The organism is Nocardia bovistercoris (assembly GCF_015674855.1).
In the GTDB taxonomy this organism is placed as follows: Bacteria; Actinomycetota; Actinomycetes; order Mycobacteriales; family Mycobacteriaceae; genus Nocardia; species Nocardia bovistercoris.
The window spans coordinates 159,331-178,092 of record NZ_JADMLG010000015.1 but is presented as its reverse complement, the minus strand read 5'-3'; the positions used below and the strand labels follow the sequence as shown (position 1 = coordinate 178,092).

Here is an 18,762-nt window from a genome sequence, read left to right as displayed (position 1 = left end):
GGACTGACCGCTACCGTTCCGATAGACCCGAACACCGACTACACGAATACCGGTCCCTGCCAGTCCCGACCCCGACCCGCGCGAGGCGTCCTCCGGAGCGCCTCCGGGTATTTGGTGCGGGTCAGCGCTGTCGTGGTTCTATCGCATGCGGGTGAACCGTATGTCTGGGTGGTTGGGGTAGGCTTTCCGCGCGGCGGTGGGGCTCGCCGCTCCGGACGTCGGTCCGGAACAACTGCGGTGCGGTTCGCCGCCAACAGTCCCTACCCCATTGATCTGCCCGCTGTCGGGTGTTCTGGAGTAGGAGAGTGCTCGTGCCCACAGATCCGCCGGAGTCTTCGACGCCCGTCGATTCCGATATCGACCTGAGTTCTCCTGGACAGCGTCGCGAACTCGCTGCCACGCACGGCGCCATCCTTCTGGTGATCGCCGTCGGGGGAGCGGTGGGCGCGTTGGGTCGATACGGGGCGACCCTGGTGTGGCCCGCAGCGGTCGGCGGGTTCCCGTGGGCGATCTTCGTGATCAACGTGGTCGGCAGTTTCCTGCTCGGTGCGCTGATGGTGGTGATCACCGAACTGCGGTCTTCGCCCCATCCGTTGGTCCGCCCGTTCTTCGGGGTCGGAGTGCTCGGTGGGTTCACCACGTTCTCCACCTACGCCAACGACATTCGCGCCCTGCTCGCGGAGGGCACGGTACTGGTTGGCGCGGCGTATCTGGCCGCCACCTTGGTCACGGCGGTGGGGGCCGCGGCTGCGGGGATCGGAGTCGCTCGAACCGTGGGACAGGCCGCGATGGGACGGAATCGGCGGTGAACGTGGTGCTGGTGATCATGGGTGCGGCGGTCGGTGCGCCGTTGCGGTATCTGCTGGATAGGACAGTGCAGGCTCGTCACAGCGGCCGGTTCCCGTGGGGGACGTTCACCGTCAACGTTTCGGGCTGTCTCGTGCTCGGCGCCCTGACCGGAGCCGGCCTGCCTTCCACGTGGATGCTGTTGGCGGGCACCGGATTCTGCGGCGCCTTCACCACTTACAGCACTTTCAGCTACGAAACCGTACGCCTGGCCGAACAACGCGCGTTCTGGCAGGCGATCGGCTACGCGGCGGGCAGCGTCGCCGCCGGATCGGCCGCGGCCGTACTCGGATACCTCGGGCTCCATGCCGTATCGACCTGACCTCGGGTCGACACAGCTCACCGGATGCCCGACATCTTGTCGGGATTCGTCACGGAATAGATCCCGGCGATCCGGTGGCCATCGACTGTGAGGTCGAGTACCACCGCAGCCAACGGGCTTTCGCCGGAGAACACCAGGGCGCACGGGTCGCCTGCCACGGATCGATACCGAATGCTCATGTCTCCCGGACGATTCGCGGTGATGGCAAGTAAGGCCGCGGCCACGTCGGCGCGGCCGAGCACCGGTTCCATACTGTAGGCAGGTCCCTTGCCCCCGCTGTCGGTCATCAGCGTCACATCCGGTGCGAGAAGCTCGAGCAAACCGGGCAGGTCGCCACCCAATGCGGCGGCGGCGAAGCGCTCGGCCACTTCCGCGCCGACCCGCGGATCGGCTCGATATCGCGGGCGGCGCGCTCGCACATGTTTGCGCGCGCGGGTGGCGAGCTGGCGAACCGCCTCCGGTGTGCGATCGAGTAGCCGCGCTACTTCCGCGTGGCTGAAGCCGAACAGTTCGTGCAGTACGAAAACCGCGCGCTCCAGCGGCGACAGGGTTTCCAGCACGACCAGTACGGCCGTGGACAGCGACTGCGCCCGATCGGCGGATTCGGCCGCGTGGTCGTTGTCGGTGAGCAGCGGCTCGGGCAGCCACGGACCGACGTAGACCTCGCGCCTGCGGCTCAGATCGGTGCGGCGGGCCAACGCTTTGTTCGATGCGATCCGGATCAGATAGGCGCGCGGGTTGTCGATCGGTGCGGCCTCGGAACCACGGTGCCTGGCCGACCAGGCCAGCCAGACCTCTTGGAGCACGTCCTCGGTGTCGGCGACGCTGCCGAGCATGTTGTAGACCACGGAGAACAGCAGCTCTCGGTGGTCGAGGAACTGGGTGGTGACTACCTCGGTGGGGTCCGTTCCAGGCGGTGTCATTTCGTGCCTCCTCGTTTACCAGCACAGAGGCGCACCGGGGAGCGCACGTGACATACACGGTAGATGTGTGCCCTATGTCACATAGTCCGATTGGGATGTCACAACTCCCGCTGTCGCACGCTCTGTTCCGGTGCGGGCAATTCCGATGCGGCGATGCCCTCGTTCACCCGATCCGACGCCAGGAGAGAACATGACAACCGAGGCCGTGACCATTGACGATGCATCCGATCGCGCACTGCTCGTCCGGTACGACGAAACCGAGCTACTCGAGACACTTGGCGTGCGTTTGTACGCCGACCACGATATGACCGGCGGCAAGATGAGCGCCAACCGGACGTTGCTCGCCGCCGGGACGGACGGCCCACCGCCGCACTACCACACCACCTCGGCCGAGCTGTTCTACATGCTGGACGGCAGGCTGCGGGTGTTGGCAGGGGAAGAGGTGGTCACCATCGGCTCAGGCGATTTTCTGTTGATTCCACCGAACACGACCCACGCCTGGGCCGCGCCCGCCGACGCTTCAGCGGACGTCCTGATCGTCTTCACCCCAGGGATCGAACGGTTCGAGTACTTCCGTCTCGTCGATCGCATCCGGCAGGGCAAGGCGAGCCCCGAAGAGGTTCTCGACACCATGGAGAGGTTCGACAACCACTTCGTCGACAGCCCGCTCTGGCGGTAGGCGCGGCGCGGTGCCATCCACCCGCTCCTGGGAGGAGGAGTCGCAGCATCGGCCGAATTCCGGTCCGACTAATGGATGGACGGGCCCATGTTGGTCCTGTTCGTCGAGTAGTAGATCTCGGCGTAGGTCACGTGCCCGGGCCGCCCACCCCCGCAGTGCACCAAGGCCGAATGGTCGTGATTGGGCACGCCCTGGACGTATTCGCCGATCGTGAAAGCGGTGGCGCCTTGGGGCTTGACGGTGAGGGGCTGCGGTCCACCGTCGAGGTCACGCCAGTCGTCCCAGTCGAAGAGCTGGTAGGTGCACCACAACGGGACATTGGAGGCACCCTTGACCGAAATGTACATTCCGACATACGGGTAGCCGGTCAGGGTCGCTTCCGTGATGGACACGTAGCCCGTCTCCGGGTTCACCGCTTCGGGTGGGATGACCGGGCCCGGTCCGGCCTGAGCGGTCGCCGGGGTGAGCAGTACCGCTGTCGTCGCCGCGAGTACGCCGACCGCCGCGCGCGCGGTCCGACCGGCGCCACGAATGATTCCGAACATGATTTCCTCCGTATACGAATACTCGCCAGATGGCTGTTGCCTGTGCAATACGGACCGGCGGTTTCCCGCCTTGTCCACGGCCACGATCGCCGTGTCATCACTGTGTCGGCGGGATCCAAAGATCCTCCAAGAACTCACCAATGGCGCGGACGGGCGCGACGCGCCCGAAGCCTCAGAGCGTGCGGATGATCCGGCAAGGGTTCCCCGCGGCGAAGACCTGAGCGGGCAGGTCTTTCGTGACGACGCTGCCCGCGCCGACGACGGCATTCGAGCCGATCGTGACACCGGCACAGACGATGACGCCGCCGCCCAGCCACACGTTGTCGCCGATGGTGATCGGGGCGGCCGTCTCCCAGCGCTGACGGCGCAGTTCATGGTCCTGCATCGGATGCAGTGCGGTCAGCAATTGCGCACGCGGACCTATGGAGACATCATCGCCGATGACGACGGGCGCGCAGTCCATCACAATCGCGTCGTAGTTCAGAAAACTGTTGCGGCCCAAGGTGATCAGATGACCGTAGTCGCATTGGAACCTCGGCATGATCCAAGAGCCGTCGCCGATGGCGCCGAGCAACTTCGTGAGAATCGCACGGCGTTCGGAATCCTCGCCCGATCGGGTCGCGTTGAATCGGTCCAGCAACACCTGACACGCACGACGCTCAGCCACCAGCTCAGGATCGTTGTCCCGATACAATTCGCCCCGAAGCATGCGCGCTTTCTCCGTCCCCATGCCACGATCCTGCCCGACCGGCGGCATCCGTACACCTATTCCCTGAATACGGCCCCTCCCGGGCCGCGGACCTCGGCTGGTAGCGATCTTTCCTGGGAATTCGCTGATAGCGCCTGGTCCCCGCCACCATGATCCATCGGTGAGGTCTGTCGTCACGTGGCGCGCACGTTCAATCGAGTGCGCGTCCCGTGGTCGTCGCGATGTGGGTGGGTAGCTGCTCGTGCTTGTCGCCGGTGTTGGGTGTGCCGGTGGGCTCGAACATGAGGATCGACGCGCCGTCGATCGAGGACGGTTTGTGCTCGATGCCCGCGGGGACGACGAACACCGAACCGGTGGGCAGGGTGACGCTGCGCTCGCTGTCGCTGTCGCTGTCGCGCAGGGCGATTCGGAGTTCTCCGTCGAGGACGAGGAAGAATTCGTCGGTGTGGTCGTGGCGGTGCCAGGTGAATTCGCCCGCGACTTTGGCGATGCGGACGTCGTAGTCGTTGACCCGTGCGGCGATTCGAGGCGCCCACAGGTCGTCGAATGTCGCGAGCGCTGCGCGCAGGTCGACCGGTTCGTTGCTCACCGTTCCATCGTCGGCACTGCGCTTCGGCCGCGGAAGTGCTAGGAATCGCAGATGTCGCGTGGATCCTCGCATCGGGTGGTGGTGATCGTCGACGAGGGCTCCAATCCGTTCGAGTTGGGTGTCGCGACCGAGTTGTTCGGGCTGCGCCGCCCGGAGTTGGGGCGGGAGTGGTACGAGTTCGGCGTGTGCGCCGAAGGGGGTGCGGTGCGGATGCACGGTGGGTTCTTCACGTTGGGCGAGGTGGCCGGACTGGACGCGGTCGCTGCGGCGGACACCGTGATCGTGCCGAATCGCCCCGACCCCGAAGCGGGCTGCTCGCGGGCCGTGGTGGGGGCGGTCGGGCGGGCCGCGCGACGGGGCGCGCGACTGGTGAGTTTCTGCACCGGCGCGTTCACCCTGGCCGAGGCCGGGGTTCTCGACGGGCGCCGGGCCACCACGCACTGGAGCTGGGCCGACAGCTTCGCCGCACGCTATCCGAAGGTGCTGCTCGAACCGGACGTGCTCTACGTGGACGACGGTGACGTGCTGACCGCCGCGGGCAGCGCCGCCGCGCTCGATCTCGGCCTGCATCTCATCCGCCGCGACCACGGCGCCGAGATCGCCAACGCGGTGAGCCGCCGCCTGGTGTTCGCCGCGCACCGCGACGGCGGACAGCGACAGTTCGTCGAGCGGCCCGTTCCCGGCGTGCGCGACACCTCGCTGACGCCGGTGCTCGCGTGGGCTCGAACCCGCCTCGACCAGCCCATGTCGGTGGCCGACCTCGCCGCCCGCGCGGTGCTGAGTCCCGCCACCCTGCATCGCCGATTCCAGGCGGAACTGGGAACCACACCCCTGGCATGGCTGACCGCCGAACGGGCCACGCTGGCGTGTCGGATGCTCGAACGCGGCGAACGCAACCTCGACCGTGTCGCCCACGCCAGCGGACTGGGAACCGCGTCCAATCTCAGAGCGGTCATGCGCCGCCGAACCGGGCTGACCCCCAGCGCGTATCGCCGCCGATTCGGACCCGCGCCCGACGAACAGCCGTTCACGCGGGCGTGAAAGCAAGCAGCTAGCCCCGGACGTCCGACCAGGCGCCGACGTCGCATCGACCGTTCGCGTTGTTTCCGGCGCCGAGGACCGTGCCGTCCGCGCGCAACCCGAGGGTGTGTGTCGAGCCTGCCGAAACGGCGACGACATCGCGCCACGCGCCGACCTCGCACTGTCCGAGGCTGTTGTCGCCGACCGCGAGAACCAGCCCGGACGCCATGACGGCGACGGTGTGATAGCTGCCCGCGCTCAGCGCGACCACGTCTTCCCAGTGTTCGACGTCGCACGCTCCGGTCGTTCGGTCTCCGGTCGCGACCACTCTGCCGTCGGCGCGGAGGCCGACCGTGTGGAGATATCCGGCCGAGATATCGCACAGGTCGTGCCAAGCGCGGACCGAACACTGTCCTCGTCGATCGACCCCGACGGCCACGGCCGTGCCGTCCGACGTCACAGCAACCGAATGCCAGTCGCCGCACGACACGGCGACCACCTCGCGCCAGTGCCGCACATCGCACGCGCCTTCGGCGGTCCTGCCCGCCGCGACCACCGTGCCGTCGGCGCAGACCCCGAGTGTGCGCCGCCAACCCGCCGCGATCGCTACGACATCTCGCCACGCGGCGACGTCACATTGGCCGTCGCCGTTCCATCCACTCGCCAGCGCGGTTCCGTCGGACCGAACGGCGACGGTGTGGGACCTGCCCGTGTTGGTCGCCGTGTGCACGTTTCCCGCCGCGACGGACACTACGTCGTGCCATGATTCGACACGGCACTCGCCCGCGGAGCTCGCGCCCGTCGCGACAACCGTTCCGTCGCGGCGGCGGGCGACGGAGTGTCGTCTTCCTGCCGCCAGAGCGTGCGCGCGTGCTCGCATCCTGCCTCCTGATCGGTCAGGTCAACCGCTGGTCACCCAGCCTGCCGTGCGGTTTCTCGACGGTTACCGCCTGCTCCCGAGCCATGAGCATCACCAACCGCTTCGTCGTGATGCTTACACCGCGTGGGCAACTCGACATGCCTATGCCCGCTCGGGCCTGTGTCGCCGTGTGAGTCGATTCTAGGTTGATCGCTGAATTGCGGTGGTGACAAGTCTGATTCGACCTACGGTTGTAGATAGGACTTGCGTTGCAACTTCCTCATGTCTACCGCCGTCTAGATGAAACCTGAAGGTATCGTTCGGATTCGGCCGGGACGACGATATGCGAACAGTTTGGTCCGATCCCCATCGGCAGCAATCCTACGCCCTGTCGTTGTAGGCCAGCTTGTAGGCTGGTGCGGCGCTGTCGACAGGACGGGCTTGCCAATTCCCGTCGGGTCGGGCAAAATTTTCGCAACTTAGGTTTGACTTACCTAAGAGGTGTCGCTATTGTTCGCTTTGTCCGGTTGCGCCGAACGCGCGAAACCCGCACGGCCGGTGGTTGTTGCGGAGCAACTCCGTAGTTCGGTCGCTATCGGAAGTTCCCCGAGGCCTGTTCTGAGAAGGTGTCATGGTTAGAGCCAGCAAATTCGTCCTCGCCTGTGTGGCCGTCGCCCTGTTCGGCATGGGGGCGGTCGCGCCCGCCTCGGCCGATGTGTCGCTGCGCGACGCCAAGGTCGGAGATCTGTACGTCAGTGCGGCCGAGCCGAGCCTGGACCAGTTGGAGCGGCAGTTCGCGGCGTTCTGGAACCCGAATATCGGGATCGGGCCGAAGGTCGAGGTGAGTTACAACGGTCCGAGCGCCCGCGCGGAACTGGAGAAGGTCATGCAGTTCAGCAAGACCATGGACTTCTTCTCGCTGCAGGGGCGCGCGGTGGGGCCGGTTCGTATCTCGGGGGACTCCTTGTCGGTGACCGTGCACGGTGTGATGGCCGGAATCCCCGCGCAGACAACGAATTACCACTTCCTGCGGGATGCGGGCCTGTGGAAGTTCGACTGGAAGCGGATATGCCAGGAACTGCAGTGCTCGGGTAATCCGGACTTCGGTTACTAGGCGGGGTCGCGACGGGGCTTCGAGCATGATCAGCGTCAGCGGTGTCACCAAGAGCTTCGGTGACCGGATCGCCGTGCGAGATGTGGGTTTCACCGCCGAGAACGGCGCGATCACCTACCTTCTCGGGCCCAACGGCGCGGGAAAGACCACGGTTCTGCGCATGATCGCGGGCCTGACGCGTGCGGATTCCGGGCGGGTCACGGTCGACGGCTCTACCTTGCGCGAGTTCGGCGACACCATCCGGGAGATCGGGTTCAGCCTCGGCGCGTTCTCCCGGAGTCCGCGCCACACCGCCGAACAACATCTGCGGTGGCAGGCGAGGTTGGGCGGTGTCGCCGACCGCGCGATCGGCCCGGTGCTCGAGCGCGTCGGGCTGGCCACGGTCGCGAAACGCCCGGTCGGACGCTTCTCCTACGGGATGTTGCAGCGGCTCGGCATCGCCTCGGCCCTGCTCGGCGACCCGCACACGATCGTCCTCGACGAACCCGCGAACGGGCTGGACGTCGAGGGGACGCTGTGGTTGCGCGAACTGTTCGTCGAACTCGCCGGGGAAGGGAAGTGCCTGCTTGTGGCCTCGCACGACCTGACCGAGGTGGAGATCACCGGAACCTGGATCGTGGTGATGGGCCGTGGGCGAGTGCTGTCGGACACCAGCAAGGAGTTGACGGTCGCCAAGGGGGCGGGACCTCGCAAATTGGAATCGGCCTACCTCGAGATCACCAGGAACAGTGTCGAATACGCCGCGACCGGAGGCGCCCGGTGAATCACTTGGTGCGTTCGGTGCGCAGTGAGATGGCGAAACTGTCGTGGCGTAATCCACTGTGGTACCTGGTCATTCCATCGGCGATTCTGATTCCCGCCGCGCTGAACTACGGAATCGCCGCGGCGGTGGAATCGAACAGGCTCGACGGCGGTGGCGGTATGGACACCGACAACGCCGCCTACTGGATACTGATCTTCTCGACATTCATCCTCATGTCGGGTGCGGTCTCGTCGCTGTGTTCGGAGTTCAAGGACGACACGCTTCAGATCGTCTACCGGATTCAGCCGCGCCGCCCACTGCTACCGGTCGCCAAACTGATCGTGTTCGGCGGGATCGGCGCCGCCGCGGCGGCGGTGACCACGTTCGCCATCCTCTGGGGTTTCCCTCGGATATTTCCGGAGATCTGGGGACGCGTCGACATCCTGTCCGCCGATGGGATCAGATTATGGTGCGGCATACCGCTTTTCACGGTGTTGGTCTGTGCGTTGGGGCTCGGGTTGGCGGCGCTGGTGCCGAAGCCGGGGCTGGTGGTCATGATCGTGCTGCTCTGGAAGTTCGGTCTCGAAGTCTTCGTCGGCTTCATCCCCGGTGACGTGGGGGAGACGCTGCAGGAACTGTCACCGTTCAAGAACGGTGAACTGGGTGTCGGTCAGATGGCCACATTCGACAGCGTCTTCGGCGGGCAGAACGGGTCGTTCCTCTATTTCGCGGCGCTCTGTTCGGCGGTGTTCGTCATCGGCGTCACGCGGTTGTCGCGCGCCGACGTGAGCAGCGACTGATCGATCCGCGATACGCGAGTGGCTTGCGGCTCTTCTGTGCCAATTTATGATCTGCGAGAGGCATTTTCATGGTGATCACACGTCCCGAGACCGATATCGACATCCGGGCGGACGTGGCTTCGGTCATGGGAACGGCGCCGGAGGATCTCGACCCCGAGGGTGATCTCATCGCCCAGGGACTGGACTCGTTGCGCATGATGCGATTGTCCGGGCGCTGGCGAAAGCGCGGCTACGACATCGATTTCGCGCGACTGGCGGTGACTCCGACCGTGCGGGCGTGGGAAGCGCTCCTCATCGACACGACCGAAAGTGATACCGCGGCGCAAGGTGTCGACCTCGATGCCGCGTTTCCGCTCGCGCCGATGCAGCACGCCTACTGGATCGGGCGCTCGCACAGTCACGCCCTCGGTGGTGTCGCCGCGCATCTCTACATCGAATTCGACGGGCGGCGAATCGAACCCGAGCGTTTCCGGGCCGCCGTGGTCGAATTGCTGAACCGGCATCCGATGCTGCGCGTTCGGGTCATGCCCGACGGCACCCAACGTATCGGGACCGCGCATCCCGGCGCATGCGTGGTCGACGACGCGCGCCGCGAACCTCCCGACGAGATCGCCGCGCTGTTGGAACGGCGGCGGCGCGAAGGCACTCATCGCCGCATGCCGATCGAGGACGGCGCGGTGCTGCGCGCGGAACTGACCCTTCTGCCCGACGGGAGCGGCCGGGTGCACCTGGATGTGGACATGGTCGCCGCCGACGCTATGAGCTACCGGGTGCTGGTGGACGACCTGGCCCGCCTGTGCCGGGGTGAGACGCTGCCCGCGCTGACGGTCACCTTCCCCGAACTGTCCGCGGCCCGCGCGGCACGCCCCGCCCGCGCGGCGGATATCGCGTGGTGGCGGGAGCGGATACCGCGTCTACCCGGACCGCCGGAACTGCCGACCTCGACACGTGTGGCGGGAGAGCCGGCCACCGTGCGCCTGCACCACGCGATCGACGCCGCCGAACGTGGCCGTCTCGAGGCGCACGCGCGCACCAACGGCGTCACCCCGGCCGCCGCCGTCGCGGCCGTCTTCGCCGAGGCCGTCGGCGCGTATGCCCGCGATCCGCGTTTCCTTTTGACGGTGCCGCTGTTCGACCGCGATTCCACCCACGCGGACGCGGAATCGGTGGTCGGGGATTTCACGTCCTCACTCGTCGTCGCCGTCGATCTCACCGAGCCGCGCACCTTGGCCGAGCGTGCCGCGGACATGCGCGCCGCGATGCACGAGGCGGCCGCGCACGGCAGCTTCGGCGGTCTCGACGTGCTGCGCGAACTCAGCCGGGAACGCGGCGAGCCGGTGATCTCGCCGGTGGTGTTCACCAGTGCGCTCGGGCTCGGCGAACTGTTCTCGCCCGCGGTGACCGAGGTGTTGGGCGAGCCGTCCTGGATCGTGTCGCAGGGCCCGCAGGTGCTGCTCGACGCCCAGGTCACCGAGGTCGCCGGTGGGCTGTTGCTCAACTGGGACGTCCGGTCCTCCGATCTCGACATCGATACCGCGCGAGCGATGTTCGACTACTACCTGCGGCTGCTCGGACTGCTGATCGAGGGCGAGTGGGGAGAGCCCGCTCCGGACCCGGTTCCGGAAAACGTTCGGGCACAGCGGATCGCGCTCGAGCATCCGCTGCCCGACACCGAATACTTCGACGGGACACTGCACGGCCACTTCTTCGCCGAGGCTCCGCGAAGACCCGGCGTCGCCGTTGTCGACGGTGAGTGTGTCCGCACGCATGCCGAAGTGGCCGCGCAGGCTCTCCGGATCGCGGGCGCACTGAGGACTGTGGGCGTGTGTCCCGGTGATGTCGTGGTGCTCGATCTGCCGAAGGGGGGTGAGCAGATCGTGGCCGCGCTCGGTGTGCTCGCCGCGGGGGCCGCCTATGTTCCGATCACGCCCACTCAGCCGCAGGCCCGCCGCGCCCGCATCGTGGAGTTGGCGCAACCGTCGGCCGTTCTCACCGATCACACTGAGGTATGGGCGAATTCGCCCAGTCAGGTGCTCGACATCGCGGTAGCGGTCACGGCCACGCCCGTCGATTCCGTTCCGGTGTCACCGGATTCGCTCGCCTACATCCTGTTCACCTCCGGCTCGACCGGTGTCCCGAAGGGTGTCGAGGTCACGCACGGCGCTGCTGTCGCCACACTCACCGACCTCGTCCAGCGGTTCGACCTCGGTCCCGGCGACCGCGCGGTGCAGATCTCCTCGCCGGAGTTCGACTTGTCGGTGTTCGACGTGTTCGCTCCACTGGCCGTCGGCGGCGCGGTCGTCGTGCCGGGCGACGACGAGCACGACAAGGCCCGTGCCTGGTCCCGCTCGATGCGTGAACACGCGGTGACGGTCCTCAACTGCGTGCCGTCGGTGCTCGGCATGCTTCTCGACACCGATGCGTTGCCCGCCACGCTTCGAGTGATCCTGCTCGGCGGTGACAAGGTCGAGGTGTCGCTTCCGCGTCGAGTCGCCGCGCAGTTGCCCGCGTGCCGGGTCGCCGGTCTCGGCGGCACCACGGAGACCGCGATCCATTCCACGATCTGCCAGGCCGACGAGGTGGCCCCGGACGCGGCGTTCGTCCCGTACGGCGCCCCGTTGCGCGGGGTGCGCTGCCGGGTGGTCGACGGTCTCGGGCGTGATCGGCCCGACCTCGTTCCCGGTGAGCTCTGGATCGGCGGAGCCGGTGTCGCGCGCGGATATCGGGCCGATCCGGAACGCACCGCCGACCGGTTCGTTCAGGCGGACGGTGTGCGCTGGTACCGCACCGGCGACACGGTCCGGTACCTGCCGGGCGGGGTGCTCGACTTCCTCGGCCGCGCCGACCATCTGGTCAAGATCCGCGGCTACCGTGTCGAACTCGGCGAGGTGGAGGCGGCGCTGCTCGGCCTGGACGAAGTCGGCGCGGCACTGGCCTGGTCGGACGGCCGCGAGCTGCGCGCCGCCGTCATCGCGACCGCCTCCGGTGACCGCCTCCGGGAATCGCTGACCGGAACGCTTCCGCCGCATATGATTCCGCGGTCGATCACGGTGGTCGAGGCGATGCCGTTGACCGCCAACGGCAAATACGATCGCGCGAAGATCCGTGCACTCACCGAGGTCGAGTCGCGTCCGGCTACGGTCGCGCCGCGCGACCCGCTCGAAGCGGCGGTGGTGACCGTCCTGGCGGAGGTTCTGAACACCGGCCCGATCGGGGTCACCGACGATTTTCTCGCGCTCGGCGGCGATTCCGTGTCGGCGACCGCATTCACCGCCCACCTGCGTCGCTGGCTCGATGTCCCCGGCTTGACCGTGTCCGATGTATTCCTGCGTCGCACGCCCGCGGGGCTGGCCGAGCGCCTCGTGGAGTTGGCGGGGGAGCGGGTGTCGTGGGCGGCGCGGATCTTCCACGAGGTGACCGCGCTCGCCGACGATGAAATCGACCGTGCCATCGCGAATCTCGCCACCGGCTACCACTTCGAGTCCCGCCCGGTCGACCTCGTGCGGGACGCGGAGACCGTGCACCGCTGGCTCACCCACCCGAAGGCCGAGTACTGGGGGATGCTGGACTGCTCGCGCGCGGACGCGGAGGAATTGATCCGGCACAGCGCGAATACCGGCGGCGCGGCGCATTTCGGGCTGCGCATCGGCTACTACGAGGGCAGTCCCGAGTTCCTGTTCGAGCTCTACGATCCGACCATCGGCGATTTGGCGGCGCCGGGCACCGGGTATTCGCACCGGTCGGGCGATATCGGCATGCATCTGCTTGTGGCCAGCAGCGAACGCGAGCTGTCCGGGTTCACGGCCGCGGTGATGCTGCACATCATGCGGACCGCGTTCCTCGAGGTCGGTGCGCAGCGGGTCGTGGTGGAACCGGACGTGCGCAATCTCGAGGTTCAGCGGCTGAATGCGGCGGTCGGGTTCGTGGTGGAAGGTGATCATCCCGTCGCGGACAAGATCGCGCGGCTGAGCTATTGCACGCGTGCGGATTTCCTCCGGGTGACCGACGGCGGCTTGACCACAGCCGACGTGTCGGCGCGCGCCGAAGGGGGCGCGCGATGAACACCTACCGGCAGACCTATCAGGTGCGGATCGCGAAGAAGATCCTCGCCGAGTTCAGCCACGAACGCTTCCTGCGCCCCGTCGAGGTCGCGCCCGGTGAGTATTCGGTGCGTTCCGGTGACGGGCACACCGAGTACCGGTTCCGCGCGGAGATCCTGTCGCTGGACAGCTGGAGTATCGACGAATCGTCGCTGCGCAGGATTCGCGACGACCAACCGCTGCCGATCGACGCCGTCGAACTCGTCATCGATATCGGCGAAGCGCTCGGCATCACCCGTGACGCCATGCCCGAATACCTCGAGGAATTCACCAACACCCTCGCGATCGGCGCCCAACGGCCGGATTCACGGCGCATTCCGTCACACGAACTGGCGCGCGGCGACTTCCAGACGATCGAGGCGACGATGACCGAGGGGCATCCGTGTCTGGTCGCGAACGCGGGGCGCCTCGGATTCGGCGCGCGCGATATCGAGTGCTACGCCCCGGAATCGGGTGCGCGATTTCCGCTGACCTGGGTCGCGGTGTGGCGTGCGAACACCGATTTCGCGTCGGTATCCGGAGTCGACTACGAGAACCTCGTGCGCGACGAAATCGGTGCGCGAAACCTCGCGCGCTTCGACCGGATACTCACCGAGCAGGGGCTTGACCCCGCCGCCTACTACTACATGCCGGTGCATCCGTGGCAGTGGGACAACAAGATTCGCCGCGTGCACGCCACTGACATCGCCGACCGCGAGATCGTGGAGGTCGGGCAGAGCGAGGACCTGTATCAGGCCCAGCAGTCCATCCGGACCGTGTTCAATACGAGCCGTCCGCGCGGACACTACGTGAAACTGGCTCTGTCCATTGTCAATATGGGATTCACCAGGGGCATGTCGGCGGACTACATGCGGACCACTCCGGCCATCAACGACTGGGTGCGCCGGACGGTGGCCTGCGACGAATATCTGCGTTCGCTCGGTTTCACGATGCTGTTCGAGGTCGCGGCGATCGGATATCGCGCCACGAATATCACCGCGATCACCTCGCCGGGATCGGAGTACCGCAAACTGCTCTCGGCCCTGTGGCGCGAAAGCCCGATCCCGCGCGTTCACCAGCACGAACAGCTCGCCACCATGGCCGCACTGCTGCATATCGACCATCACGGCGTACCGCTGGTCGGCGCGTTGATCGACCGTTCCGCGCTCGCGCCCCGCGACTGGCTCGAGCGGTATCTGCGCTGCTACCTGCATCCGATCATCTACCTGCTCTACCGGTACGAACTGAAATTCTCACCGCACGGCGAGAACCTGATCCTCGTCCTCGACGCCGGGGTCCCGGTGCGGGCGATGCTCAAGGACATCGGCGAGGAGGTGTCGATATTCGGCGAGGCCGACGGACTGCCCGAAGCATGTCGCCGGGTCGTGTCGCGGGCGGGCGACGACATCAGGAACCTCGGTGTGCTCTCGGATGTGTTCGACGATTTTCTCCGCCATCTCGCCGCGATCCTGCATGCGGGCGGCCTGTTGGACGACCGGTCGTTCTGGGCGGTCGTCGCGGGCAGCGTCATCGATTTCCAGCGGGCACATCCGGAACTCGCGGACCGGTTCCGCCGCTGGGATCTGTTCGCGCCGACCTTCAAGGCCATCCACATGAATCAGCTGCAATTGTCGAACAATCGGCGCATGGTCGAACTCGGCGAGTCGTATTCGACGCTTCTCGACGCCGACCACGCGCTGGTTAACCCGATCGCGGAATTCCGCCCGGTCGAGGACACGCGGCCCACCGTGACGGCGGCCGCCTCATGAGCTCGACGAATTCCGGAAAAGTGGAGATCCTGCGGGACGAGCATGGCATCCCGCACATTCTCGCGGGCTCGGCCGAGGACGCGCTGTTCGGTCAAGGCCACGCCTGCGGGGTCGATCGCGGCTGGCAGATCGAATTCCTGCGGCTGCGCGCGGAAGGCCGCACGGCGCAGGTGTTCGGGGCGACCGCCGTCGGCTGGGACGAGTTCGCCCGCCGCGCCCGCATCGACTCAGCGGCGCGGCGCATCCACGCGGCGTCCTCGACGCGCACCCGGCGACTGCTCGCAGCCTACGTCGACGGCATCAACAGCACCCTCGACACCGTGCAGGCCGTCGAACTCACCGAATTCGACCACCGGCCCGTGCCGTGGCAGCCGTGGACGCCGATCTCGGTCTTCCTCGTGCACCACATCCTGTTCGGCCGCTTCACCACGAAACTGTGGCGCCTGCACGCCTGCCGTGCAGTCGGCGGCGCCGCGCTGACCTTGTTCGACTGTGAAGGAGTCGACGACACCGACACGACCGTTCCGCCGCGTCCGGACGACGCTTTCCTCGCCGAACTGCTCGCGTGCACGGCAGGTGCTGTGCCGGTGGGGGATTCGCGGACTACGCCGGTGGGTGAGGCCCTTTCGGGCAGCAATGCGTGGGCGATAGCGGGCGCGCGGACCGCGACCGGCGCCCCGATCGTCGCGGGCGATCCGCACCGATTCCTCGAACTGCCCGGCATCTATCAGCAATTCCACCTCGCGGCACCGGAATTCGACATCGTCGGCTTCGCTTTCGCCGGGGTTCCCGGACTTCCGCATTTCGCGCACGCCGGTTCGGTGGCGTGGGGGATCACCAATGCCATGGCCGATTACCAGGATCTCTACGTGGAGAAGCTGACCCGGACCGAGCGCGGCGTGATCTCCGAATCCGCGGACGGTCCACTCGTCGCGTCGAGCACGCGCGAACGAATTCTGGTGCGCGACGGTGATCCCGTCGACATCGAAACCATCGCCACCGACAACGGACCGATCGTGTTCGGCGGCCCCGACGACGCGTTCGCGCTGAGTCTGCGCAGCCCGATGCTGTGCGATCCCGACGTGAACTTCGACGCTGTCCTCGATGTGCTGTTCGCCCGGACCGTAGCCGATGTCGAGCAAGCGCTGGGGGGTTGGGTCGAGCCGGTCAACCGAATCGTCATCGCCGATATCGACGGGAAGGTGACCAGGCATGTGGTCGGTCGCGCACCGGTGCGTGCGTCGGAGAACTACTGGCTGCCCGTGCCCGGTTGGGACCGGCGCTACCAATGGCGGGGCTACGCGACTGACTCGGTGTCGGACAGAGATTTCTACGCCGAAGTCGCCGGGTACGCGGTGATCGCCAATCAACGCATCCGCGATACGGAACCACTCCAGCCGGTGACCACCGAATGCGCCGCAGCTTTCCGGGCGGAGCGTATCGGCACATTGCTCGACACCGACGCGGCCGTGTCGGTGGATGACTGCGAGAACATCCACGGTGATGTCGTCCTGGATCAGGCGGACGCGATCCTGCGTCGACTGCCAGGTATGGACGCACTCTCCCCGGCCGCGCGAGCACTACGCGACCGTCTACTGGCGTGGGATCGCGCTATGGCGGTCGACAGCACCGACGCGTACCTGTTCGCCGAAGTCCGCTCGAAACTGGTGGCGAGCATCGCCGGTCACGACGCGCTCGCCGGACTGGGTGCGCCGCACGCGTTCCCACGGGTGTTCGATCCCTGGTTCGTCGCGGGCACCCGAATCGCGGCCGCGCTCGAATCGGTTCTCGATCGGTGCCCCGCGCTCGGCGTCGATATCGAACAGATACTCCGCGCGACACTCGAATCCGTCGCGACCGCGACCGCATCCGTCGACGCCGTACCGAATTGGGGCAGCGTGCATGTCCTCGCGCCCATCCACGGAATGGACCTGGCGGGCGCGACACCTCGGCACCCCGAATTATCCGCGCTGGTGCGGCCGAATCCGTGGCCGCTGGGCGGGGATGCCGAATGCGTCCTCGCCAACGGCAGCGCGGTCGGGTTCTCCCACGCGTGCGCGGTCGGGTCGGCGGCGCGGTACGTGTGGGATCTGGCCGACCGCGACGCCAGCCGCTGGATCGTGCCGCTCGGCGTCAGCGGCGACCCATGCTCACCGCACTTCCAGGATCAGGCGCCGCTGTGGGCGCGCGGACGGCTGATCGGCGTGGTCGGCGACGTGAGCCGGGTGCGGGAAACCGCGACGCGGCACGACACCCTGTACCGCGACTCCGAGTCCATCGGGGAGACAGTGCCTTCCACATCGCGGGGGTCCGCGAACGGCTCCTCGGCAGGAGAACCGTGAACAAGTTGACCGAACCGCGCCTGGAACTGATGCGGCGACGGCTCGCCGCCATCGGCGGCGACCACGCGTCCGCGGAAACCGTCGCGGCGCCCACCCGACCCGGAGGCTTCGGCGTCGCCGAGAACCGGATGTGGCGGATCTACCAGCTCGACCCGGAATCGGTTTCGCACAATATCGCCCTTGTCCTGGAGTTCGGCGACGGCTACACCGCCGAGTCGGTGGTGGCGGCCTTCGAACTCCTCATCCGCGAAGCCGATGTGCTCGGATCGATCGTCGCACTCGACACCGACGGCGTGCCGCATCGCACACCGCACCGTCCGCACGGCCGGTGGATCGAGTCGGGAGCCCTATGGGAATGGGGCGTGCACGGCATTCCGCCACTAACCGACATCCACACCGCCGCACAGACTCTCGCCTGCACACCGTTCCGGCTCACGCACGAACCACCGGTGCGCGCCCGTGTGCACGGCAGGCCGAGGGGCGCCACCATGATCCTGGTCGTGCACCACCTCGCGGTGGACGACACCTCTTGGCCGCTGCTGCTCGGCGCCCTGCTGTCGGGCGCCTGGCCCGACCTTCCCGACACCGCACCGACCACCGATCACGACCCCGCCGCACTCGAGCGCGCGCTGCGGCACGCCCGGCGCACCTGGGCGGCCGAGGACGTGCGGTTCCCGCTGACCGATTCGCTGCCGACGATCGACCCCGCCCAGAGCTGGCTGTCCCCGATGGAGGACGGCGAAGGGACCCGGCTCACCCGAACGCTGGAACCCGACCACGTCACCGCCCTCGATTCGGTCTCCCGCGAACTCGGAGCCACGGTGAACGCCGTACTCGTCGGCCTGTGCGCACTCGGCGTGTACGCGATCACCGGGGCCGCCGACCACGTGCTGCTGGTCCCCACCGACAACCGCCGTCCCGGCGCCCGGCCCGACCGGGTCGGCTACAGCGGCAATATCGTGCCGATGCGCTTCGCCTTCGATCCGAACGCGAGCGTGCGGGAGGCCATGCGCCGAGCGGTTTCGGTGGTCTACGACTCGATGGAGTTCGCCACGGTCGACTACGGCGCGATCCTCACCGCGATACGGAGGGCGGGCGGGCGGTTCCCGGTGGCCGAGATCATGGCCTCGGTGCGCAACGCGCCGCTGCGGAACGTCCCGACGCCGCACGGTTCCCTCGTGACCTGCGAATCGGTGTCCCACGGCCTCGCCAACTACCCGCTGACCCTCACCTTCGAAATCCGGCCCGACGACTCGGTCCGGCTCGAGGTCGACTACCGAAACGATGTCTGCACCGCCGATTTCGCCGAGCGGGCCGCGTCGATACTCACCGCGCTGGTCGCCCGCACACCCGCCGCGCTCGGCCACTCGTTGAGCGAGCTCGTGCGGGCGGCGGAGCCGACATGATCCGCGCGACAACCGAAC

16 protein-coding genes and 1 pseudogene are annotated in these 18,762 nt (G+C 67.1%); 12 read left to right on the top strand and 5 right to left on the bottom strand.

The window, feature by feature from the left end; translation table 11 throughout:
• The first annotated feature begins 311 nt into the window (after window positions 1–311).
• Both IT779_RS29890 and crcB read left to right on the top strand, forming a co-directional pair.
• Window positions 312–809 (top strand): fluoride efflux transporter FluC, encoded by a 498-nt coding sequence (locus tag IT779_RS29890; RefSeq protein ID WP_196152799.1) that lies wholly within the window; start codon window positions 312–314, stop codon window positions 807–809.
• Entirely contained in the window at window positions 806–1,168 is a 363-nt protein-coding gene (gene crcB, locus IT779_RS29885; RefSeq protein ID WP_196152798.1) for a fluoride efflux transporter CrcB, read from the top strand. Before IT779_RS29890 ends, crcB begins: the two co-directional genes overlap by 4 nt.
• A gap of 17 nt (window positions 1,169–1,185) precedes the next feature.
• On the opposite strand, the gene IT779_RS29880 is transcribed toward crcB, so the two are convergent.
• On the bottom strand, window positions 1,186–2,091 hold the full coding sequence (locus tag IT779_RS29880) for a sigma-70 family RNA polymerase sigma factor (protein WP_196152797.1): 906 nt from the start codon (window positions 2,089–2,091) through the stop codon (window positions 1,186–1,188).
• 190 nt (window positions 2,092–2,281) lie between these two features.
• Here IT779_RS29880 and IT779_RS29875 point away from each other — a divergent pair, with 190 nt between their 5' ends.
• Window positions 2,282–2,770 carry a cupin domain-containing protein gene (locus IT779_RS29875; protein ID WP_196152796.1) on the top strand — a complete coding sequence of 163 codons (489 nt, stop codon included), beginning with the start codon at window positions 2,282–2,284 and terminating at the stop codon, window positions 2,768–2,770.
• 68 nt (window positions 2,771–2,838) lie between these two features.
• Here the strand turns inward: IT779_RS29875 and IT779_RS29870 are convergent, their stop codons facing one another.
• The 3 genes from IT779_RS29870 to IT779_RS29860 form a co-directional block, all read right to left on the bottom strand.
• A complete protein-coding gene (locus tag IT779_RS29870) occupies window positions 2,839–3,315 on the bottom strand; it encodes a hypothetical protein (RefSeq protein ID WP_196152795.1) in 477 nt (158 codons plus the stop codon).
• Between the two features lie 172 nt (window positions 3,316–3,487).
• Complete coding sequence (locus IT779_RS29865) at window positions 3,488–4,045, bottom strand: sugar O-acetyltransferase (RefSeq protein ID WP_196152837.1); 558 nt, start codon at window positions 4,043–4,045, stop codon at window positions 3,488–3,490.
• Window positions 4,046–4,214: 169 nt separating this feature from the next.
• Window positions 4,215–4,613 carry a cupin domain-containing protein gene (locus tag IT779_RS29860; RefSeq protein ID WP_196152794.1) on the bottom strand — a complete coding sequence of 133 codons (399 nt, stop codon included), beginning with the start codon at window positions 4,611–4,613 and terminating at the stop codon, window positions 4,215–4,217.
• A gap of 51 nt (window positions 4,614–4,664) precedes the next feature.
• Here IT779_RS29860 and IT779_RS29855 point away from each other — a divergent pair, with 51 nt between their 5' ends.
• The gene (locus tag IT779_RS29855) at window positions 4,665–5,654 is read left to right on the top strand and encodes a GlxA family transcriptional regulator (RefSeq protein ID WP_196152793.1); all 990 of its coding nucleotides are present in this window, start codon (window positions 4,665–4,667) and stop codon (window positions 5,652–5,654) included.
• Window positions 5,655–5,664: 10 nt separating this feature from the next.
• On the opposite strand, the gene IT779_RS29850 is transcribed toward IT779_RS29855, so the two are convergent.
• Window positions 5,665–6,513 (bottom strand): RCC1 domain-containing protein, encoded by an 849-nt coding sequence (locus IT779_RS29850; RefSeq protein WP_196152792.1) that lies wholly within the window; start codon window positions 6,511–6,513, stop codon window positions 5,665–5,667.
• 610 nt (window positions 6,514–7,123) lie between these two features.
• On the opposite strand from IT779_RS29850, the gene IT779_RS29845 reads away from it, so the two are divergent.
• The 8 genes and pseudogenes from IT779_RS29845 (at window position 7,124) to IT779_RS29815 (ending at window position 18,744) form a co-directional block, all read left to right on the top strand.
• On the top strand, window positions 7,124–7,606 hold the full coding sequence (locus IT779_RS29845) for a hypothetical protein (RefSeq protein WP_196152791.1): 483 nt from the start codon (window positions 7,124–7,126) through the stop codon (window positions 7,604–7,606).
• A gap of 25 nt (window positions 7,607–7,631) precedes the next feature.
• The gene (locus IT779_RS29840; protein WP_196152790.1) at window positions 7,632–8,369 is read left to right on the top strand and encodes an ABC transporter ATP-binding protein; all 738 of its coding nucleotides are present in this window, start codon (window positions 7,632–7,634) and stop codon (window positions 8,367–8,369) included.
• The gene (locus IT779_RS29835; protein WP_196152789.1) at window positions 8,366–9,148 is read left to right on the top strand and encodes an ABC transporter permease; all 783 of its coding nucleotides are present in this window, start codon (window positions 8,366–8,368) and stop codon (window positions 9,146–9,148) included. Before IT779_RS29840 ends, IT779_RS29835 begins: the two co-directional genes overlap by 4 nt.
• Before the next feature lie 68 nt (window positions 9,149–9,216).
• Window positions 9,217–12,588: pseudogene (locus IT779_RS29830) on the top strand (non-ribosomal peptide synthetase); the annotation flags it as partial.
• On the top strand, window positions 12,562–13,209 hold the full coding sequence (locus IT779_RS38195) for a GNAT family N-acetyltransferase (protein ID WP_332839035.1): 648 nt from the start codon (window positions 12,562–12,564) through the stop codon (window positions 13,207–13,209). The pseudogene IT779_RS29830 and the gene IT779_RS38195, both read left to right, overlap by 27 nt.
• A complete protein-coding gene (locus IT779_RS29825) occupies window positions 13,206–14,996 on the top strand; it encodes an IucA/IucC family protein (RefSeq protein WP_196152787.1) in 1,791 nt (596 codons plus the stop codon). The genes IT779_RS38195 and IT779_RS29825 overlap by 4 nt, the downstream gene beginning before the upstream one ends.
• Entirely contained in the window at window positions 14,993–17,338 is a 2,346-nt protein-coding gene (locus IT779_RS29820; protein WP_196152786.1) for a penicillin acylase family protein, read from the top strand. Before IT779_RS29825 ends, IT779_RS29820 begins: the two co-directional genes overlap by 4 nt.
• Window positions 17,335–18,744, top strand: a complete 1,410-nt coding sequence (locus IT779_RS29815) for a condensation domain-containing protein (protein WP_196152785.1) — start codon at window positions 17,335–17,337, stop codon at window positions 18,742–18,744. Before IT779_RS29820 ends, IT779_RS29815 begins: the two co-directional genes overlap by 4 nt.
• Window positions 18,745–18,762: the final 18 nt, after the last annotated feature.